Source organism: Thermoactinomyces sp. DSM 45891, assembly GCF_900119485.1.
Taxonomy (GTDB): domain Bacteria; phylum Bacillota; class Bacilli; order Thermoactinomycetales; family Thermoactinomycetaceae; genus Baia.
In genome coordinates this window covers 12,649-29,962 of record NZ_FPJZ01000009.1, presented here as the reverse complement: position 1 = coordinate 29,962, position 17,314 = coordinate 12,649, and the positions used below count along the sequence as shown (strand labels likewise).

The window sequence follows — 17,314 nt, the reverse complement described above, 5'->3', positions numbered from 1 at the left end:
GAGATGGCATATGTGAAGGTACGACATTCTAGAGTTGATGTGGATATAGAACGGGAACTTTCTGGGTACTATTGGCATAGAGAAAGATGGACTACTAAAAAACTTATTGCCTGTTCCCCATTTCGGTATGATTTTAGCCCTTCATTTTTTGTAAGCCTTAGCAATGGATCGTGGGGAGATTCAGGTGGTACAGGAGAATATAAGAGTGGGAACTTTGTTAAGTTACTAGCTTATCTGCGTCAAGAAACTGAGTATGAAACAGAAGCATATCTACTTAGCGAGTATGCCCGAGAAATCACCGAAGAGGACCGTCTAAAGGTCGATTTCTCCCGAATACGGTTTCAAAAACAAAGAATCGGGATACCACAAACGTTCCTAGATCGATTTACTCAACCTAATGACTACCTTAGAGGTCGGGGGATTTCGAAAGAAATAGAAATAGAGATGAACATCCGATATGATCCCAAAAGAGATCGGATTGTTATACCCTGGTATTTCCCTGATGGCCGACTTGCATCTGTGAAGTATCGGCACTGTGGATCAAAGATCTTTTATTACGAGAAGAACGGATACCCGATTCGAAAACTCCTATACGGGATGGATCGGGTTCACAAGAAGAAGTCCAAGATAGTCGTGATAGTTGAGGCAGAAATCGATGCTATGTATATCATGTCTGTAACCAATGATTCTGCAATCGCACTAGGAACAAGTAGATTATCAAAAGAACAGGTTGACTTAATCACTAAAAGCCCACTAGAAGAGGTGATTATCATGGCAGATAATGATGATGCAGGACGAGAGATGAGAGAGCAAGCTATTAAAAGTCTATGTCCTTTTTTGAAGGTAAATGTTGCATCAATACCTAGAGAATATAAAGATGCAAATGAAATAAAGGAATTTCATATTCTAAGTAAGATCATCGAAAATAGAGTTATTCATCAAGGTTTGGGTTTAGTGCCCGTACATACAGGGAATATAATCTATGGCGATATACGTTGAGTGATGCTGAAAATATATAATTATATACAAAATTTAAATGAAAATAAGTTGTTTAATCCTTAAAAACTATTTACATTTAAAGAGTAATGTGTTATAATCAAAATCTTACATGATTTTATACGACTAGTTTAATGAAACTGCAAATACTCCACCAGTAAAATACTAGTGGAGTACACAAGAGATGTACCATAGAAGTCTGCGCAACTTTGGAGAGTCTGCGCTTTATAAACAATATAATTTGGAGAGTACATTGTTTATAGAATTGGAAATATACGGGGTCCCTCTGAAACCACGTACACAATATAGAACTGTCAATATCTTTTTGGAGAAAGATATATAATAGTCTGTATATTTTTTACTCTGGTACATATTAAACAAATGTGTTCTTACTGTCCACGCGGAGAACGTATGTTCTCTTTGTGTGTCCATTTGCTATGTCTTAAACATTATCACATAATCTGTTCTATTAGCAATAAGAACATATGTTCTTTTAATGTATTTAGTATTGTGTGGAAATAAGATATTTAGGGATCTCGTGTGTTTCCTGACCGAAAATCTGGAAGGGGTAACACATGATAAATAACATAGTAGATGCATTGTACTATAAAGATCTAACTACACTAACCACAACAGAAATTAACAAATTAGCATTTGCTACCCAGAGCGATATCAAACGGCTTAAAAGAGAAGGAAAACAGGTACGTGAAGAAAACTTTACTCTTCCAATGTGGTATATCCTTGAAGTGTTCCGAAAGGACATGATGAGACTCTATTACCAGCATGGATTATGTTTTAATCGGACAAGAGATGAGCATGGAGAAACAGCATATGAGCGTCGGTTGAAGAAAAAATTACTTCTAGCAGCAGAGCGATACAATGGTAGGTATGATTTCTCTGCCTTAGTTAGCAAAGCTTTCCGTCAAGCAACTAGTGAATACTATCAACGTCGCTCATCCTTGGCTAGAAATGAATTTTCATATGATGATGTTACAGAAGAAACAGATATGAAGGTGCGACAAAAGGTCACGATGTACATACCTGATTCTCATGAAGATGTTGAAAAGACGATAGTTGGTGAAGAAATAGTACAAGCCCTTATTAATAGATTTGGTAAGTGTTCAAGACGTATTTTTATTCTCAAACGGTTATACGATCCGGACTACCCAACTAATGTGACTGTTGCTCGGGATATGTGTATCAGGTTTGGAACTAAAGAAGAGTCGAACAAAAAGTTTATTCAACGGTTCAAACTTGAAGTCCAAGCTTTTATTCAACGGGAATATGAAGATAGATTAGTAGCCTAATAATTAAGATGTCCTTTTTAGAAGTGTTCATGCGCTTAGATAAGAGTCTCTCTCGGAGAGTAGTAGTTTAAATAAAAGGAGCGGATATGATTGAGTTACATTTTAAAAAAAGGTAGCGATGCTGTTAAGGATGCACTTACAGAAAAGGTGGATTACTCTAAAGTTCTTGGATCTCTATCAAACGGAAAAAGCTATGCAATCCGGCTAATCCCTAACTGTGTTTCTTCGTATAAAGCGCACAATGTGTACAATGTGTTCAACACAACTCCCTGTACTAAAGAAGCTGGTCAGATTGACCTCTATGATTTAGCTTGTGATTCTTTGTATCAGGAAGCGGAATCCCTAAAGAGATCAGGTGCATCTGATAGTGAAGTTAAATTGGTTAGAGATCGAGCATATGCTGTCAAAGCCAAAACTCGCTATTTATTGGGTGCTGTCAATTTAGATGGCAAACAGCCAATTGTTTTAGATTTCACTTCAAACCAAGGAAAAGAAATTATGACCTTGATGAAGAAGCAGGCAAAGAAGTTAGATAGATACCCCTTCTTTATTTCTAAGTCCAGTGAAGGAAAGGTTTCGCTAGACATTGTTCTGTATGATCCCGAAGAGGACGATGAGGATGCACTTACACCACAGCAACGTAAGAACTTTGAAGAAACGAAAGGATTTGAGTTTGATGATAATCTTTTCGATAAGGTTCTTAGAGTGAATAGCACGGAGCAACAAATCGAAGACCTCCGTAAGTTTGGATTTGATGTCTCTCGAATCGGAATCGGATCTCCAGAAGTCGAATCTGATAGTTCACCTGATGAAACTCTTGGTTTCTAGTCCTCTTTTTCGTACCCCATGCGCTTACTAAAGTGTGTGGGGTTTATATTTTAGGAGGATAACTATGAATCTAAAACTGACTTTGAATATGAATATTGACCGAGAAGAAGAGAAACGAAAACGAGCTAGTTTGGCAAGGGCGAAGAAAAAGGCATCAGAAGAAACGATTGAAGATGCTTTTGATCGTATAGGTATTATGAAGCTTTCGGATAAGGAACGAGAGATATTTCAGCTTGCAAAGGAAGCCTTCTTTAAAGGTAAGATAGGCCGTCTGTCAAACGGAAAGATGAGCAAGGGTGAAGTTCTTTCAATGGGAATGAAGATCCAGAAAGAACAAAACCAACAGGATCGAAGCCAACGAATCCGTGAAGTACTTGAAAACAAGCCTGCTAATTTTCATATTCTGACGGAAGACCGACAGCTATCAATTTTCATAAGTCGAATTCGGGAAGAATGTCGACTACAAATGAGCGATTGGAAAGATCGCTTTAAGGCACTTGGAGTTGAAAGCATGACAGCAGGAGACTTTGAAGGTTCAGGTGTTGACTCCTATATGGATCTCTCGATCGGATTTGGTATATGGCTTCCGTTGTTGCAGGAAGGTTACTACTTGCCGTATGGTCATGTTGATCTTCGTAATGATCTCGATATATCAAGTAAGTATGCCTTTAGATCTGGTGATAAGCAACTTACTAGATCGAGAGTTATCGAAGTTATAGCCCCATATTTAAAAAGCTCGAAACATGGAAAGACCTTTCATATGGGATCAGCACGGTATGATTTACACATTGCCCAGAATGACGGATATACCATCCGTGGATGTAAATGGGACACACTTGATGGGATGTACTTAATGACAGAGCATCTTCCTTCTTATGGTTTGAAACCACTTCTTAAAAGATACGGAAAGCATATAGACCAGTTCTATCAAGATCGTTACGGTTACTCTTTAGGTCTTGGAGAGAAAGAAGTCTATACCTTTGATGACCTATTCGGAAAGGGCTCTCCAGCACCGTTCAATACAGAAATAGTAGGCATCTATGGCATATGGGATGTTCTATATGGATGGGCTTTGTTCGAATGGCAGTTTGAGACCATGAAACAAACAGTAAGGCTAATCGACTGTTACTCGGAGATTGATAGCTACTTGCCAGAGGTGGATGTATTCATGGCCCGATGCGGTTTTGAAATAGATATGGATGGTTTGTCGGATCTTGAAGAGGAATTCCAATCTAAGTTAGATGTAGCAAAGAAAGATTTATTTACTTCGTACAAAATTGATGATGAATTTCTCTATGAAATGTCGATGTGCGTGAACGGCGAGAAGATTCTAGCATGGCAACAGAAGCAGAGAAATCGAAAGAAGAAGTTATTAGATCAGATAGCTCGGTATGAATCTGTAATAACTGATTGCATTCGAAATAAGAAACAACATTTGAAGAAGTACAGTAATGCAATTGAAATGATAAATAAGTATAAAGAGCAACTTGCGGAGATTCGGATGGAGGAACAGGATGCACCTGACTTCATCCATTCCTTCGAACTCACAAATAACCGTCATATTGCTTACTTGATCTATGACTTTGTGGGAATCGAGGACAGAACTTCAAGATTCAAGAGGGGAAAGAAGCGATCTACATCTACTGACATTTTAAATATGTACTACAAAGATGAAGAAGCTTTAAAGCCCCTTCGAGTTATAAGCGAATACGAGAAATTGCTGAACACGTATGTGCGTAAAATTCCTACAGCATTCGATGCAGATGGGCGATTCCATACGGAATGGAAGTCTGGTGGCACTTCTACGGGGCGGTATAGTTCATCAGGATATCGAGGGAGGCCCATTGATCTGCTAAATCGGAGGTCCAGCATATGATTAATGACCAAAACTATCACGAGATAGTAAGGAAGCTAGTGCTAAGTAACGAGAAAGTTCCGAAGGGGAGTAACCTTCAAAACATCCCTTCTCGTGGTGATGGGATACGTGTTCGAAATATGTTCAAGCCCCGGGATGGATGGGTATTTGTTTCAGCCGACCTCTCACAAATTGAGCCGAGGATTATGGCCCACATCATGTACGAACGATACAATGACAATTCTCTTCGTCAGATCTTCTTAGATGATCGGGATTTATATACTACGATGGCAATGATGGTTTTTGGTTTGGACGAAAAATACTGTGTGGATAAGGCTTACGACCCAACAGGAACTTTCCAACCACGGAGGATGATGAAGACGGGTGTGCTTGCTAAGTCATATGACCAGAAGGCGCATAGTTTTGCTCGTGGTATGGGAGTGTCACAGCATGTAGCTGAAATGTTTTACGATAAGTTTGATAACACATTCGTTTCATTTACAACGATGGTTCAGGATATACGGGAGTTCATGAGACAGAATGGATATGCTGAAACCTTATTTGGACGTAAAAGGAGATTTCCTAACTTCAAGTTACTGGAACAACAAGTAAGGAAAAAAGAAGGGAAACTTCGTAGTCTATATATTGATCGATCGAGGTTGCAGAAGAAGAAAGTCAAAACCTCTAACGATGAAAGGAAATTGCAAGAGATTGAAATCATGATTGAACCACTTGCCGAGAAAAGAAACGAAATGGAGTATATGTTGAGAGCTTGTTTTAATGCTGTCATCCAAGGTTCAGGAGCCGACGTTCTAAAAAAGAATATGATTCAGATCTTCGATATTTGTAAGGCAAAAGGTTGGGAGCTCAATGCTTCAATTCATGATGAGGTGAAGATTTCCATGCCTTTTACCAACTTAACACGTAGCCATGTGGATCTGATTACTCAAGCAATGTCGGATACAGTGAAGCTATCTGTTCCATTAAAATCAGATACCGTAATCGAACCGAGATGGATGATGGAGTATTCATCAGATGAGTGGGATTTCGAAAGTGGTCGGCCTTACGAATTGAAATATGGAGAATCCAAAGGACTATACATGGGGAGTGTTTAGATGGCTAAACAAGCAAAAGAATTATTTACAGTGGTCGATATTGAAACTACGGGCTTAGATCACAACACAGATCAGATTATCGAGTTGGCTGCAATTCAAACGAACCTTGAGAAGGAAGTGGGAAGGCTTCATCTCCGCATTAAACTTCATGAGGGACAAGTCATACCAGAGAAGATTACGAAAATGACAGATATCAGAGAAGAAGACCTTACAGACGGGTACCCAGAAAACCTAGCGGTTGTGCTGTTCGGGATGTTTTCGGCAGGATCAACAATAGTTGCTCACAGTGCATCGTTTGACTTTTCATTTTTAGAGAAGTTTGGAGTACAATCACCTATTTTCCTATGTACGAAAACTATGGCAAAGCTAGAAAATCCAGATGAAAGTTCTTCGTTGGAGGATGTGTGTGGTCGTCTTGGGATCGAATTAAACGGTCATCATCAGGCTATGAACGATGTAAAAGCAACAGTAGAGGTTCTTGCAGAGCTAATACGACGATTAAATAAGAAGGAGATACCTAGAATCAAATATCATAATCTTGTCGTTCATAGTGAAGAAAGACCTTTGTCTTTCGTGCCTAAATATACTCAAATCAATAAAAGAACATGGGGCTCCTAATTTTCTGGAGTCTTTTTGTTATATTTTAAAGTTAAACGAGTGCTTTATATTGAAAAAATACTCATATATTTATCAGTTGGGTGATTTGTATTTGAATTTAAATATATATTTTTTTAATTAAATCAAAAAAATGATTAAAATACACATTTGGAACAATATAACATTTGTTTTTTTAATACATATATTATATTGACAATTAATTCGAACTACCATATATTGATTGTAGATTTAAAATATAAAAAATATAAAGGAGTTTTTACTATGAAAAAGTTTGCACCTATCGCAATTGCAGGAGCCCTATTTTTATCTGCAGGAGCATCGGTTTATGCATCAGACAATTCCGGAAGTAATCTTGATTTTAAATCTCAAAAGATTGCGGTAGAACAACCAGAGAAACAAGAATCTTATAATCCTAATTGGGTAAGAGCAGCTTGGGCTGTGGGCACAAATGCTGCGAAAGCAGTTTGTAGAGCAGCAGATGAGGTAGCTATGTATGGAAGCCTGTATGGAGTTTCACCAGCAGAGAAAGATATCTCTAGTAAGGATGCAGAAGTTATTTTCAATAAGTAATAGGTGTTGCTTAATCCCTACTTCTTTTCAAAGAAGTAGGGATTAAGACATATAAAAGAGGAGGGAACAAATGATGAAAGATAATAGGGAAGTTAAAGTTAAGTGTTTATATGGGAAATTCTCACTAATAGTTTTTTTATTTGTCCTTTTAATTGTCCACTATTTTGTAATTGTGTTGGATGTAGGACCTAGTAACCCTATATCTATAAAAGTGAATAAATATACTTCATTCTATACTAAAACAATATTTGCTCAAAATTGGCATTTATTCGCACCAGATCCCTTGATAGATAATCAAAAAATCTATGTTCAGATAAAGCAGAAGCAATCATCCAAACCGGGAGAATTCGAGGACTGGATTGATATCTCAACACCTTTAATCAAAATGAATGATAAGAGTGTTTTTACACCTTATAACAGAATCCTCCGCTATAGTGATGGATTAGCTGGATCATTTTATAGTGGTAGTAATACAGATTTAGTTACAGATGTGATCGAAAAAACAAAAGATGAAAGTCTCAAGAAAAACCTTTTAGATAAAAGTGAGGAATCACGAACAGAAGCCAAAACTGCTATATATCGGTATGCATCATCCTACGCTCTATATTTGACAACAGACCCCGAAGAAATAAGGGTGAAGCTTGAAGCAACCAGACCCCAACCTTTTTCAGAGAGAAATACCAAGAACTATGTAAAGAAAACAGAGTCAAACACTTTTGAGTGGAAAAAAGTAGACAAGGTTCTTCCATTCAGATAACAAATTAAGGAGAGGAAGGGATAGAATTGATGAAGGCTAAATTCAACCAATGGATCATAGCTGTAGTTGAAAACATGTCTAAAGAGAAATTTTTAATCGGACCTTCAATTTTACGGATCGTTTTAGGAGTTATCATGTTGTACAACTATTTTATTCACTATTTTCAAAGACATCTTTTGTTTAGTCACGAAGGAATTGGATTATTTAATGCAAATTATTCTCTATACGATCTAGTCAAGTCCCCTTTACAGTTTGATATTATTTATCACTTAGCAATTTTAATCACAATGTTGTTTATCATTGGCTATGGCAATAGGTTTATCACAATACTCAACTTTATATTTTATCATTCATTCTATCAACGGTTGAGTTATATGGCTGATGGTGGTGATAATCTTCTCTACATAGTTTTGTTTCTTTTGATCTTTGTAAACGTCACTACATATTTTTCTGTTGATAACGTATTGTACAAAAGGAGAGGAAAGCCTTTCAAACATTCCTCTTGGAGTATAATTATCCATAATATATTTGTTGTTGCTATCATTATTCAGATGTGTATTGTTTATTTTACATCTGCTTGCTATCAGCTTATGGGAGAGGTTTGGAGTAATGGAACGGCTCTCTATTACATTTCACAAGTTGATGCTTTTTCAAGACCATCACTTACGTATTTTGTTGAGAATTTTATGTATTTGAGTGTTCTGTTCTCTTATCTGAGTATCTTTATCAAGTTAGCTTTTCCATTCATTATTCTGAACAAAAGGCTAAAGCTATGTGCTGTACTGGCACTTTGTAGTTTTCATTTTGGCATTCTAGTAGGTATGGGGCTTCTCAGTTTCTCTATGGTTATGATTTCAATGGAGTTTCTAATATTTACAGATCAGGAATATAAAAAGGTGTTTTCTCTAAAAGAGTCACTAAAAATTAATGTAGTGCGACTGATATTCTCATTTAAACAGAAATTCGGCAGGAAAACACCTAGTCAATGACTAATATGGTTATGTACAATTTAGTGAGAGAGGGGAGTATGTATTTGAAATTTTTTATTTGGCTTGGAACCGGACTTTTGATCATTTTTTGTCTTATTCTTATTATAGAAGGAGGAAGCAAAACGAAATATTTCCCTTATTCCTTTCTTTGGGGACCTTTCGTAATATCCAGTGTTCTTGCATTCATCTATCACATGGTTAAATCAAAGAAGAGCGGGGCAGAAGGAGATAAGGTAGAGTGAATGTAGTTTATTGGCTTTTCATTATTTTGTTCTTACTATTATTTGGAGTTTTGGTCTTGAAGTATTTATCAGGAAGTTCCTATCAAATTCTCGAACAAATTAAAGAAAAACCAGAGAACTTTTCTCTAGTGGTAAAAAAAAATGGAGAAAATTTCATTTCCCACAATGCTGATAAAATCATGTCATTGGCTAGTACAGTGAAAGTTATTGTTACTATCGCTTACACTCGTCAAGTCGAACAAGAAATGATAAATCCTACTGAATCGATTCCATTAGTGGAATTGGAAAAGTACCACTTCCCTACTACAGATGGTGGTGCGCACCAAGAATGGCTTGATAAATTGGTAGGTACTGACAAATCAGTACCACTAGAAAGTGTAGTAAGAGGGATGATCCAATTTAGTTCGAATGCAAATACAGAGTATCTATTAGAACGGTTGGGAATTCCTTACATCAATCAGATGTTAACGGAGTTTAATTTGTCATCGCATGACCCGCTCTTTTACTTAAGTCCTTCTGCACTCCTAATCCCTCAATACATAGAGAGAGAATATCCTTCTCTTAATGATAAAGAATCAATTCAGCTACAGATAGAAAGTATGTCTATAGAGGAATACAGGAAAACAGCAGAGAGAATACATAAACTGCTTAATAGTGATGAAACTGTTTTTGATATAAAAAGTGTGAACAATTCAATGTCACTACAAAAATGCTGGTCAGATAAGCTTCCTCATGCATCTGCCAATGATTATGCAAATTTAATGAGCCATATTAATCGAGGAAAAGGGTTTAGTGAAAAAGAGAGAAATCGTCTTTATAGTTTATTAAAGCGAGATTGGCTTTTAACTGATCGAATAGCTAGGATTGGTGGCAAGGGCGGATCTACAGCTTTTGTTTTGACCTTTGCATTGTATCTAGAAGACAGAGAAAAAAATCTGGTTGAGATAGTCTTTTTTTCGAATCAGTCAGATCCAACCGTAGCACGTTTAGTGGAAAAGTCTTTCAGAAATTTTATTAAACAAATGATTGATAAACCGTCATTTAGTCAAAGTTGTAAAAAAGCTCTGCATTCTAGCCATCTAGGTTAGATGATTTTACTAGATATAACTTAACCGCATCTCGGCGGTTATTTTTTTTTGTCCTCATTCGGTCTATCCATGCGCTTGTATAAGTATAGGGCTGTAAGCCTATATAGGAGGACAATATGAAACTTACAAATTTAGTAGATGAAAGCTTGCTCCGAGATAGCTGTAGACAACCAGTAGCAGGAAGCGAACTTGCGCATGATTTTCTAACAATGATGGACAAATGGCACTCCTACAAGGAAATATGGGATGACGATCTTGATGCGGACATCCTACGAATGAACCTCGAGATTTTGACGACTAACAGAAAGAAATTAGATTGGGGACCGAAAGGGACTGGATATTTCACACCATCATCTTCGTCTAGTGATGCCCGAGAGCTTTATATGAAGCTAACTAAAGCCCCACGAGACGAGCAAGAAATAGCACCTCATCAAAAACGTTGGCAGAGAGCAGGTACTGCATTTGGTGACATCATTCAAGATGATCTTCTGTACATCAATAAACACTATATTAGTGAGTTCAAAGAGCAACCAACATACAGACCAGAGTTTGTTGACTTGAATGGCAAACTATATCCATCATGGGAACGATTTGCTCGAAAGATCATGTGGATAAAACATCGTGGTCATCAGATCCCGATACTTGGACAGCCCGACGGTATCCTTTGGCATCACACTGGAAAACGAGTAGGGCTAGAGATCAAAACAAAGCAGACGACTGCTGCACGGACAAGCCATTACTCTATGAGAGAACCGAGTCAGGATCACATCAAACAATGTATTTGTTACTCGATTATGTACGGAGTGGATGATTATCTAATTGTTTACGGCAATCTAGCGAAAAAAGCTTGGAATATGACAAAAGAGGATTATGAGAAAACTCCTGACCTTCGCGTATTCCATATCAAGATTACGGATGAGGATCGGAAAGGGCTACTAGATTTCTTCGCAGATATATTGGACTGTATTGATGCAGGAATCCCACCGAAGTTAGACCTCGATAAATGGATGTTCAATAACTTTAAAACCGCCTGTGCCTTATCGCTCTCCCAAGATGAGCTAACTGAAATTACTCAGCAGGTTTCGAATGTGTCTAAATCCCAACTCCCCGAATGGAAGAAAAGACAGTATACCGAAGCCCTAGAATTTATTAACGAGGTTCGATCAAATAGCTAAGTATTTAGGATTGGACCTTTCACTCAGTTCTACGGGGATGGCTGTGGTTGAAGTAAAGCAAGGAAGGGCTAAATTAGCCCAAGCATTCCGAGTGAAGACAAATCCAAAGCTTTCACATGGAGATCGGTTAAATAACATTACCGAACAGTTAGAAGCACTTATCAAAAACGAAGGACCCTTTGACGTTGTAGCGCGTGAAAGGGGATTTGTCCGCTTTGCTGGAGCTACGCAGGCGATATATAAGGTTGTTGGATGTTCTGACTTAATCCTACGAAATTATGAAATTGTGGAATATTCACCTATGACGATTAAGTCTATTCTAACTAGCAATTCAAGGGCATCTAAACAGGAAGTAGAGTTGTCTGTCCGCCGGATATTGAAGTTAAAAGATACGTATCAATTTGAAAGTGATGATGCTTCGGATGCTGTGGCAGTTATCCTTACACACTTACTAAAAGAAAAAATAATCGGGAGGAACTAGGATGACTATTATCACGAAAGACGATGGGGAAAGAAAATTGCTCTATGATGAAGTACGATTACGAAGATATTTAGAGACTATTACCAAGCGCTTTCCACATGTGAAAACCCAAAAATACATTACTAATGTGATGCAATATGTTGCAAATAAAGATGAGATTAAAGCAGATCAGATCATTAAACGAATGATACACGAAGCACTCGATCGGGTAGGGATCGGAAATTCCCAACATCCTGATTTTACTTACATCGCATCAGAGATTTTATTAAGAAATTTGTATAAACAGGTATCACAGACACGTTGTTACGACAGCGAAGATAAGTATGGAGACTTTTATTCTTTCATCAGATCTCTTACTACAAAGGGAATTTTCTCTCCCAAGCTACTCGAAGTCTATACGAAAGAAGAGATCAAGGAACTAGGGGGATTCATTGACCCATCCAAGGATTTGCTTTTTACTTACATTGGATTGCAGACACTTATGGATCGATATCTTGCTAAGGGATTTACTGGAGCCATCTACGAGCTTCCCCAAGAAAGATTCATGATCATTGCTATGAATCTTATGTCTAATGAAAAGCCAGAGAAAAGAATTTCTCTAGTCAAAGAGTGTTATTGGGCGATCTCTAACCTGTATATGACTGTAGCTACTCCGACATTAACCAATTCAGGCAAGGCATCTGGTCAATTGTCATCTTGCTTCATTGACACAGTAGACGATAGCCTTCGGAGTATTTATGACACCAATACAGACATCGCAACTCTCTCTAAATGGGGGGGTGGAATCGGCATTTATTTAGGAAAAGTACGTGCAAGGGGTTCCGATATTCGAGGATATAAAGGTGTATCATCGGGAGTAATTCCATGGATGAAGTTGTATAATCAGACGGCTGTTAGCGTAGATCAGTTGGGTCAGCGAAATGGAGCGGTTGCGGTCTACCTTGATGTATGGCATAAAGATATACTTTCATTTCTAGATGCCAAGCTGAATAACGGTGATGAAAGATTACGTACGCATGATCTTTTCACTGGTGTTTGTCTTCCGGATCTCTTTATGGAGAAGGTAGAGAAGCGAGAGGACTGGTATCTGTTCTGTCCGCATGAAGTTAGAAAAGTGATGGGTTTTTCTCTAGAGGATTTCTACGATGAATCAAAGGGTAGGGGTTCCTTTCGAGAGAAGTACGAATCATGTATTCAGAACAATCAACTCTCAATGGTAAAAGTACCTGCTATTGAGATCATGAAACGAATTATGAAAAGCCAGCTTGAAACAGGCACACCGTATATGTTCTATCGAGACGAAGTAAATCGCATGAATCCGAATAAGCACGAAGGAATGGTCTACTCTTCTAACCTCTGTACGGAAATAATGCAAAATATGTCTAGCACAAAGGTGATAGAAGAGGTATCAGATGGCGAAAAAATTAACGTTACAAAACTATCAGGAGACTTCGTAGTTTGCAATCTTTCTTCGATCAACCTTGGACGAGCTGTACCAGATGATGTACTTGAGCGACTAATCCCGATTCAAGTCCGTATGCTGGACAATGTGATCGATCTCAATGAGAAGCGGATCGAAGTTCCACAGGCTGTAATGACTAATCAAAAGTATAGAGCGATTGGACTTGGTACATTCGGATGGCATCATTTACTTGCTTTGAAGGGGATTCGATGGGAATCAGATGAAGCAGTTGAGTATGCGGACGAGCTTTATGAAAAGATAGCATACTTAACCATCCAATCCAGTATGAACCTAGCCACTGAAAAAGGTTCATATCCTGTCTTCAGAGGTAGTGGTTGGGAGACAGGGGAGTATTTCAAACAGAGAGGATATGATTTTTCTGATCGATTCAACTGGGCAGAGTTACGGATGAAAATCGCACATCATGGTATCAGGAATGGGTATCTACTAGCAATAGCACCAAATGGATCAACAGCATTGATTGGAGGGTCAACGGCTTCTATCGATCCTATATTTTCAACCCAATATGTGGAGGAAAAGAAGGACTATAAAATCCCTGTGACTGCTCCGGATCTCTCACCTAAAACGATGTGGCATTACAAACCGTCCTATCATATAGACCAGAAGTGGTCGATCTTTCAAAATGCTGCTCGTCAGAAGCATATTGATCAGGCACAGTCATTTAATCTATATGTGACACATGACATACATGCAAAAGACTTTCTAGAGCTTCACTTATTAGCATGGAAGAGTGGGTTGAAGACTACGTATTACGTTAGAAGTACATCTATTGAAATCGAAGAATGTGATGCATGTGCATCATAGGAGGGGACATATTTGTCCTCTTTTCTTATAGCTATGCGCTTGTATAAGAGTAGGGCCTATTGGAATCCTCTCTTAATTGAATATGTCGTTCATCTTCATACTCTCCGATTTATCCCTTCAAATTTCTTCGTCCAATATCCAATAAGCCCTACAAATAAAAGAAAGGTGGATGTTATGACAAAGATTACAAAACGAAAGTTATATGACATCACTGCTCCAAACCGATCCACAGGGATTGTAAATGGTAAATCATCAAACGTATTAAATTGGGATGATGTTGCCTATGCATGGGCATATCCGACATATAAAAATATGTTGGCAAACTTCTGGATTCCCGAAGAAATCAACATGTCTCATGACATAAAGCAATGGCAAACACTAAGCGAAGATGAGAAATTCGCATTTAAAAGGATTATTGGATTACTCGCTTTTTTAGATTCTATCCAGTCGGATTTTAGTCATCAAGTAGCTGAATATCTAACGGATTCGTCCCTATCTGCTTTGATGACGATCCTTGCTTTTCAAGAAGTCGTTCATAACCAGTCTTACTCATATGTGTTATCCTCGTTAGTTCCAAAGAAGGAGCAAGAAGAGATTTTTGAGTATTGGAAGCATGACGAAATTCTCCGAGAGCGTAACGAATTCATTGCGAAAGGATACGAAGAGTTCGCCCAACACAAAACTTCAGAAACATTTCGAAATGCAATCGTATATGACGTGATATTAGAAGGTTTAAATTTCTATTCGGGATTTGCTTTCTTCTACAATATGGCTAGAAATAACAAAATGAAAGCAACCTCGGACATGATTAATTACATCAATCGGGATGAGCAGATTCATGTCACTCTTTTTGCCCAAATATATAAAGAACTACTGGCAGAAAGACCCGAATTAAATACGGAAGAGCATCGTCGGTGGGCAACTGAGACTTTTCGAGAAGCAGCCGAGTTAGAAATAAAATGGTCAAGGTATGTCATCGGTGATCGGTTTGATGACATTGATCCACAGGACTTGGAAGACTATATTAAATTCATCGCAAATAAACGAAGCAAGCAGTTAGGATTAGAAAAGCCATTCGAAGGTTATGATCGAAACCCCTTGAAATGGATAACGATTTATGAAAATCCAAACTATGGAAAACAAGACTTTTTCGAAGGTAAATCAAGACAATATGCTAAAGCCTTTGACAATGGCTTTGACGAACTATAGATGGGATGATTAAACAATGAATAATCAAGTTAAGTTAAAGCTTCGTTACCATGACGCCAGTGTGCCGAAATATGAGACTGAAATGGCGGCGGGTATGGATATATCTGCTTATCTGGATGATCCAAATAAACCAATAGAGATTAGACCAGGAGAACGGAAGTTAATTAAGACTGGATTGTCTATGGCTATACCGAGAGGTATCGAAATGTCGATCCGCCCACGGAGCGGACTAGCCTTGAAACACGGCATCACTGTTCTTAATTCTCCTGGAACAGTCGATGCGGATTACCGTGGTGAGATCGGTGTGATCTTAATTAATCATGGAGATCAACTATTTAGTATCCGGCATGGTGATCGGATAGCACAGGCCATATTTAACAAAGTAGAATCCGTTTCCTTTCGATTCGTGTCCGATCTAGATGAGACAGAACGAGGATCAGGTGGTTTCGGTCATACGGGGGTATAGGCATGGATAAAAAAATAGACGTGTTAGATAAGGGATATGTACGACTTGTTTCAACTATGGGGAACGATCTGACGGTAGTCAACTCAGCTCGGGTGTCGTATGACAAAGCTAGTCATGAGATGGATGATAAAGATAAACGATTAATTAGGTTTCTTGCAAAAAATCTACATACGAGCCCATTTCGTCATTCCATGTTGCAATTCGAAGTATATAGTCCATTGCTAGTGGCCCGACAACATTGGAAGTATATTGTGGGCTCGGATTTCCGTGATCCACTTACTGGGGCATGGAATGAATCAAGTAGGCGCTACATTACAGAGGAACCCGAATTTTATGTAATAGGTTCTGACCAATGGAGAAATGTACCTGAAAGTTCGAAGCAGGGAAGCGGAGAGTGCTTGTCATTGGAGATAGGGGATAAATGGACGAGGGAGCTTACGGAACACTATGACCAGAGTTTAGAGAAGTATGAACAGGCCATGAAAGACGGTGTATGTGTCGAGCAAGCCCGTGTCTTCCTACCTGCTTATGCTCTGTATGTGCGATACTATTGGACAGCGAGTCTCCAAGCCGTAGCACACTTTATAAATCAACGGTTGGCACATGATGCACAGAAGGAAATTCAGGAGTATGCGAGGGCTACTTTATTACTAACACAGAGTGAATTTCCACATAGTATTGAAGAATTAGTTGGATAACCCCTATTCAATTCAACCCAATAACCTAGGCATTAAAGAGAATCGTAAATTGATTCTCTTTTTTGTCTTAGATGTCTTCAAAGCGAACAATCGTTGTCCAAGGTATAGTATATTTCTCATCTAGGTATTGTAGGATTTTAGAAATGTTTTTAAGTGAACGATTTTCAGATGTTTCATTTAGATACATTTCTAGTGTTTGGTGGGGTATTCCAGTGGCTGCCTTGATCTCTGTGTCTGAAATGTCTAGTTGATTAACTACTGACTTTAAATCGATAGAAAGTTTCTTTTTTGGTATGAGTGGTTCGACATCAGGTTTACGTTTTCGAATTTGCTTCCGATTCGGATCAATGGGTGGAATGGTGGACACATCTACGAATTTGACCACATCTAACCAGTTAATATTATGATGCTCTTCGAGATATTGAAGAATCATAGATAGGTTATCTAGGCTAATCCGATCTTTCCTATTGCAGATATTTTGGATGGGCTTAATATAAATTCCGGTTACATGCTCCAAATGACGTTGAGATAGCTCCAACTTATCAAGAGTGGATTGTAAATCAATAAAAAGTAATTTTGTGGGTGTAATAGACTTTGTATCTTGAGCAAAATCATTTGAGTACCATTCCATCT

General features: G+C 38.2%; 17 protein-coding genes. 16 read left to right on the top strand and 1 reads right to left on the bottom strand.

Going from position 1 to position 17,314, the window contains the following annotated elements:
- The first annotated feature begins 3 nt into the window (after window positions 1–3).
- The 16 genes from BT147_RS08875 to thyX all read left to right on the top strand — a co-directional run bounded on the left by BT147_RS08875 (window position 4) and on the right by thyX (window position 16,681).
- Window positions 4–999 carry a toprim domain-containing protein gene (locus BT147_RS08875; RefSeq protein WP_072333856.1) on the top strand — a complete coding sequence of 332 codons (996 nt, stop codon included), beginning with the start codon at window positions 4–6 and terminating at the stop codon, window positions 997–999.
- A 572-nt stretch (window positions 1,000–1,571) separates the two neighbouring features.
- Window positions 1,572–2,303: a hypothetical protein gene (locus tag BT147_RS08870; protein WP_072333853.1), complete on the top strand. Its 732-nt coding sequence runs from the start codon at window positions 1,572–1,574 to the stop codon at window positions 2,301–2,303.
- 90 nt (window positions 2,304–2,393) lie between these two features.
- On the top strand, window positions 2,394–3,131 hold the full coding sequence (locus tag BT147_RS08865) for a hypothetical protein (protein WP_072333850.1): 738 nt from the start codon (window positions 2,394–2,396) through the stop codon (window positions 3,129–3,131).
- Window positions 3,132–3,195: 64 nt separating this feature from the next.
- Entirely contained in the window at window positions 3,196–5,007 is a 1,812-nt protein-coding gene (locus BT147_RS08860; protein WP_286119275.1) for a DNA polymerase, read from the top strand.
- The gene (locus tag BT147_RS08855) at window positions 5,004–6,101 is read left to right on the top strand and encodes a DNA polymerase (protein WP_072333847.1); all 1,098 of its coding nucleotides are present in this window, start codon (window positions 5,004–5,006) and stop codon (window positions 6,099–6,101) included. Before BT147_RS08860 ends, BT147_RS08855 begins: the two co-directional genes overlap by 4 nt.
- A complete protein-coding gene (locus BT147_RS08850) occupies window positions 6,102–6,719 on the top strand; it encodes a 3'-5' exonuclease (protein ID WP_072333845.1) in 618 nt (205 codons plus the stop codon). It abuts the gene before it with no gap.
- Between the two features lie 261 nt (window positions 6,720–6,980).
- Window positions 6,981–7,289, top strand: coding sequence for a hypothetical protein (locus BT147_RS08845; protein ID WP_072333842.1), 309 nt, complete (start codon window positions 6,981–6,983; stop codon window positions 7,287–7,289).
- Between the two features lie 70 nt (window positions 7,290–7,359).
- Window positions 7,360–8,046 (top strand): DUF5819 family protein, encoded by a 687-nt coding sequence (locus BT147_RS08840; RefSeq protein ID WP_083426476.1) that lies wholly within the window; start codon window positions 7,360–7,362, stop codon window positions 8,044–8,046.
- Window positions 8,047–8,072: 26 nt separating this feature from the next.
- On the top strand, window positions 8,073–9,035 hold the full coding sequence (locus tag BT147_RS08835; protein WP_143187961.1) for an HTTM domain-containing protein: 963 nt from the start codon (window positions 8,073–8,075) through the stop codon (window positions 9,033–9,035).
- Between the two features lie 238 nt (window positions 9,036–9,273).
- Window positions 9,274–10,365, top strand: a complete 1,092-nt coding sequence (locus tag BT147_RS08825) for a serine hydrolase (protein ID WP_072333833.1) — start codon at window positions 9,274–9,276, stop codon at window positions 10,363–10,365.
- A 116-nt stretch (window positions 10,366–10,481) separates the two neighbouring features.
- A complete protein-coding gene (locus BT147_RS08820) occupies window positions 10,482–11,540 on the top strand; it encodes a hypothetical protein (protein WP_072333830.1) in 1,059 nt (352 codons plus the stop codon).
- 10 nt (window positions 11,541–11,550) lie between these two features.
- Window positions 11,551–12,021 carry a crossover junction endodeoxyribonuclease RuvC gene (locus BT147_RS08815; RefSeq protein ID WP_255404683.1) on the top strand — a complete coding sequence of 157 codons (471 nt, stop codon included), beginning with the start codon at window positions 11,551–11,553 and terminating at the stop codon, window positions 12,019–12,021.
- A 1-nt stretch (window position 12,022) separates the two neighbouring features.
- Window positions 12,023–14,308 carry a ribonucleoside-diphosphate reductase subunit alpha gene (locus BT147_RS08810; protein WP_072333827.1) on the top strand — a complete coding sequence of 762 codons (2,286 nt, stop codon included), beginning with the start codon at window positions 12,023–12,025 and terminating at the stop codon, window positions 14,306–14,308.
- A gap of 174 nt (window positions 14,309–14,482) precedes the next feature.
- Entirely contained in the window at window positions 14,483–15,517 is a 1,035-nt protein-coding gene (locus BT147_RS08805) for a ribonucleotide-diphosphate reductase subunit beta (RefSeq protein WP_072334076.1), read from the top strand.
- A 16-nt stretch (window positions 15,518–15,533) separates the two neighbouring features.
- Window positions 15,534–15,983, top strand: a complete 450-nt coding sequence (gene dut, locus BT147_RS08800) for a dUTP diphosphatase (protein ID WP_072333824.1) — start codon at window positions 15,534–15,536, stop codon at window positions 15,981–15,983.
- 2 nt (window positions 15,984–15,985) lie between these two features.
- The gene (thyX, locus tag BT147_RS08795) at window positions 15,986–16,681 is read left to right on the top strand and encodes an FAD-dependent thymidylate synthase (protein ID WP_072333821.1); all 696 of its coding nucleotides are present in this window, start codon (window positions 15,986–15,988) and stop codon (window positions 16,679–16,681) included.
- 67 nt (window positions 16,682–16,748) lie between these two features.
- Here thyX and BT147_RS08790 read toward each other — a convergent pair whose 3' ends face one another.
- Window positions 16,749–17,312 carry a hypothetical protein gene (locus tag BT147_RS08790; RefSeq protein WP_072333818.1) on the bottom strand — a complete coding sequence of 188 codons (564 nt, stop codon included), beginning with the start codon at window positions 17,310–17,312 and terminating at the stop codon, window positions 16,749–16,751.
- Between the last annotated feature and the right edge of the window lie 2 nt (window positions 17,313–17,314).

Excerpts from the sequence above, each read along its gene's own strand:
- BT147_RS08810 (WP_072333827.1), top strand. The coding sequence starts at position 12,023 with ATGACTATTATCACGAAAGACGATGGGGAAAGAAAATTGCTCTATGAT.
- BT147_RS08820 (WP_072333830.1), top strand. The coding sequence starts at position 10,482 with ATGAAACTTACAAATTTAGTAGATGAAAGCTTGCTCCGAGATAGCTGT.
- BT147_RS08845 (WP_072333842.1), top strand. The coding sequence starts at position 6,981 with ATGAAAAAGTTTGCACCTATCGCAATTGCAGGAGCCCTATTTTTATCT.
- BT147_RS08875 (WP_072333856.1), top strand. The coding sequence starts at position 4 with ATGGCATATGTGAAGGTACGACATTCTAGAGTTGATGTGGATATAGAA.
- BT147_RS08870 (WP_072333853.1), top strand. The coding sequence starts at position 1,572 with ATGATAAATAACATAGTAGATGCATTGTACTATAAAGATCTAACTACA.
- BT147_RS08840 (WP_083426476.1), top strand. The coding sequence starts at position 7,360 with ATGATGAAAGATAATAGGGAAGTTAAAGTTAAGTGTTTATATGGGAAA.
- dut (WP_072333824.1), top strand. The coding sequence starts at position 15,534 with ATGAATAATCAAGTTAAGTTAAAGCTTCGTTACCATGACGCCAGTGTG.
- BT147_RS08850 (WP_072333845.1), top strand. The coding sequence starts at position 6,102 with ATGGCTAAACAAGCAAAAGAATTATTTACAGTGGTCGATATTGAAACT.
- BT147_RS08855 (WP_072333847.1), top strand. The coding sequence starts at position 5,004 with ATGATTAATGACCAAAACTATCACGAGATAGTAAGGAAGCTAGTGCTA.
- BT147_RS08860 (WP_286119275.1), top strand. The coding sequence starts at position 3,196 with ATGAATCTAAAACTGACTTTGAATATGAATATTGACCGAGAAGAAGAG.
- thyX (WP_072333821.1), top strand. The coding sequence starts at position 15,986 with ATGGATAAAAAAATAGACGTGTTAGATAAGGGATATGTACGACTTGTT.
- BT147_RS08805 (WP_072334076.1), top strand. The coding sequence starts at position 14,483 with ATGACAAAGATTACAAAACGAAAGTTATATGACATCACTGCTCCAAAC.
- BT147_RS08790 (WP_072333818.1), bottom strand. The coding sequence starts at position 17,312 with ATGGAATGGTACTCAAATGATTTTGCTCAAGATACAAAGTCTATTACA.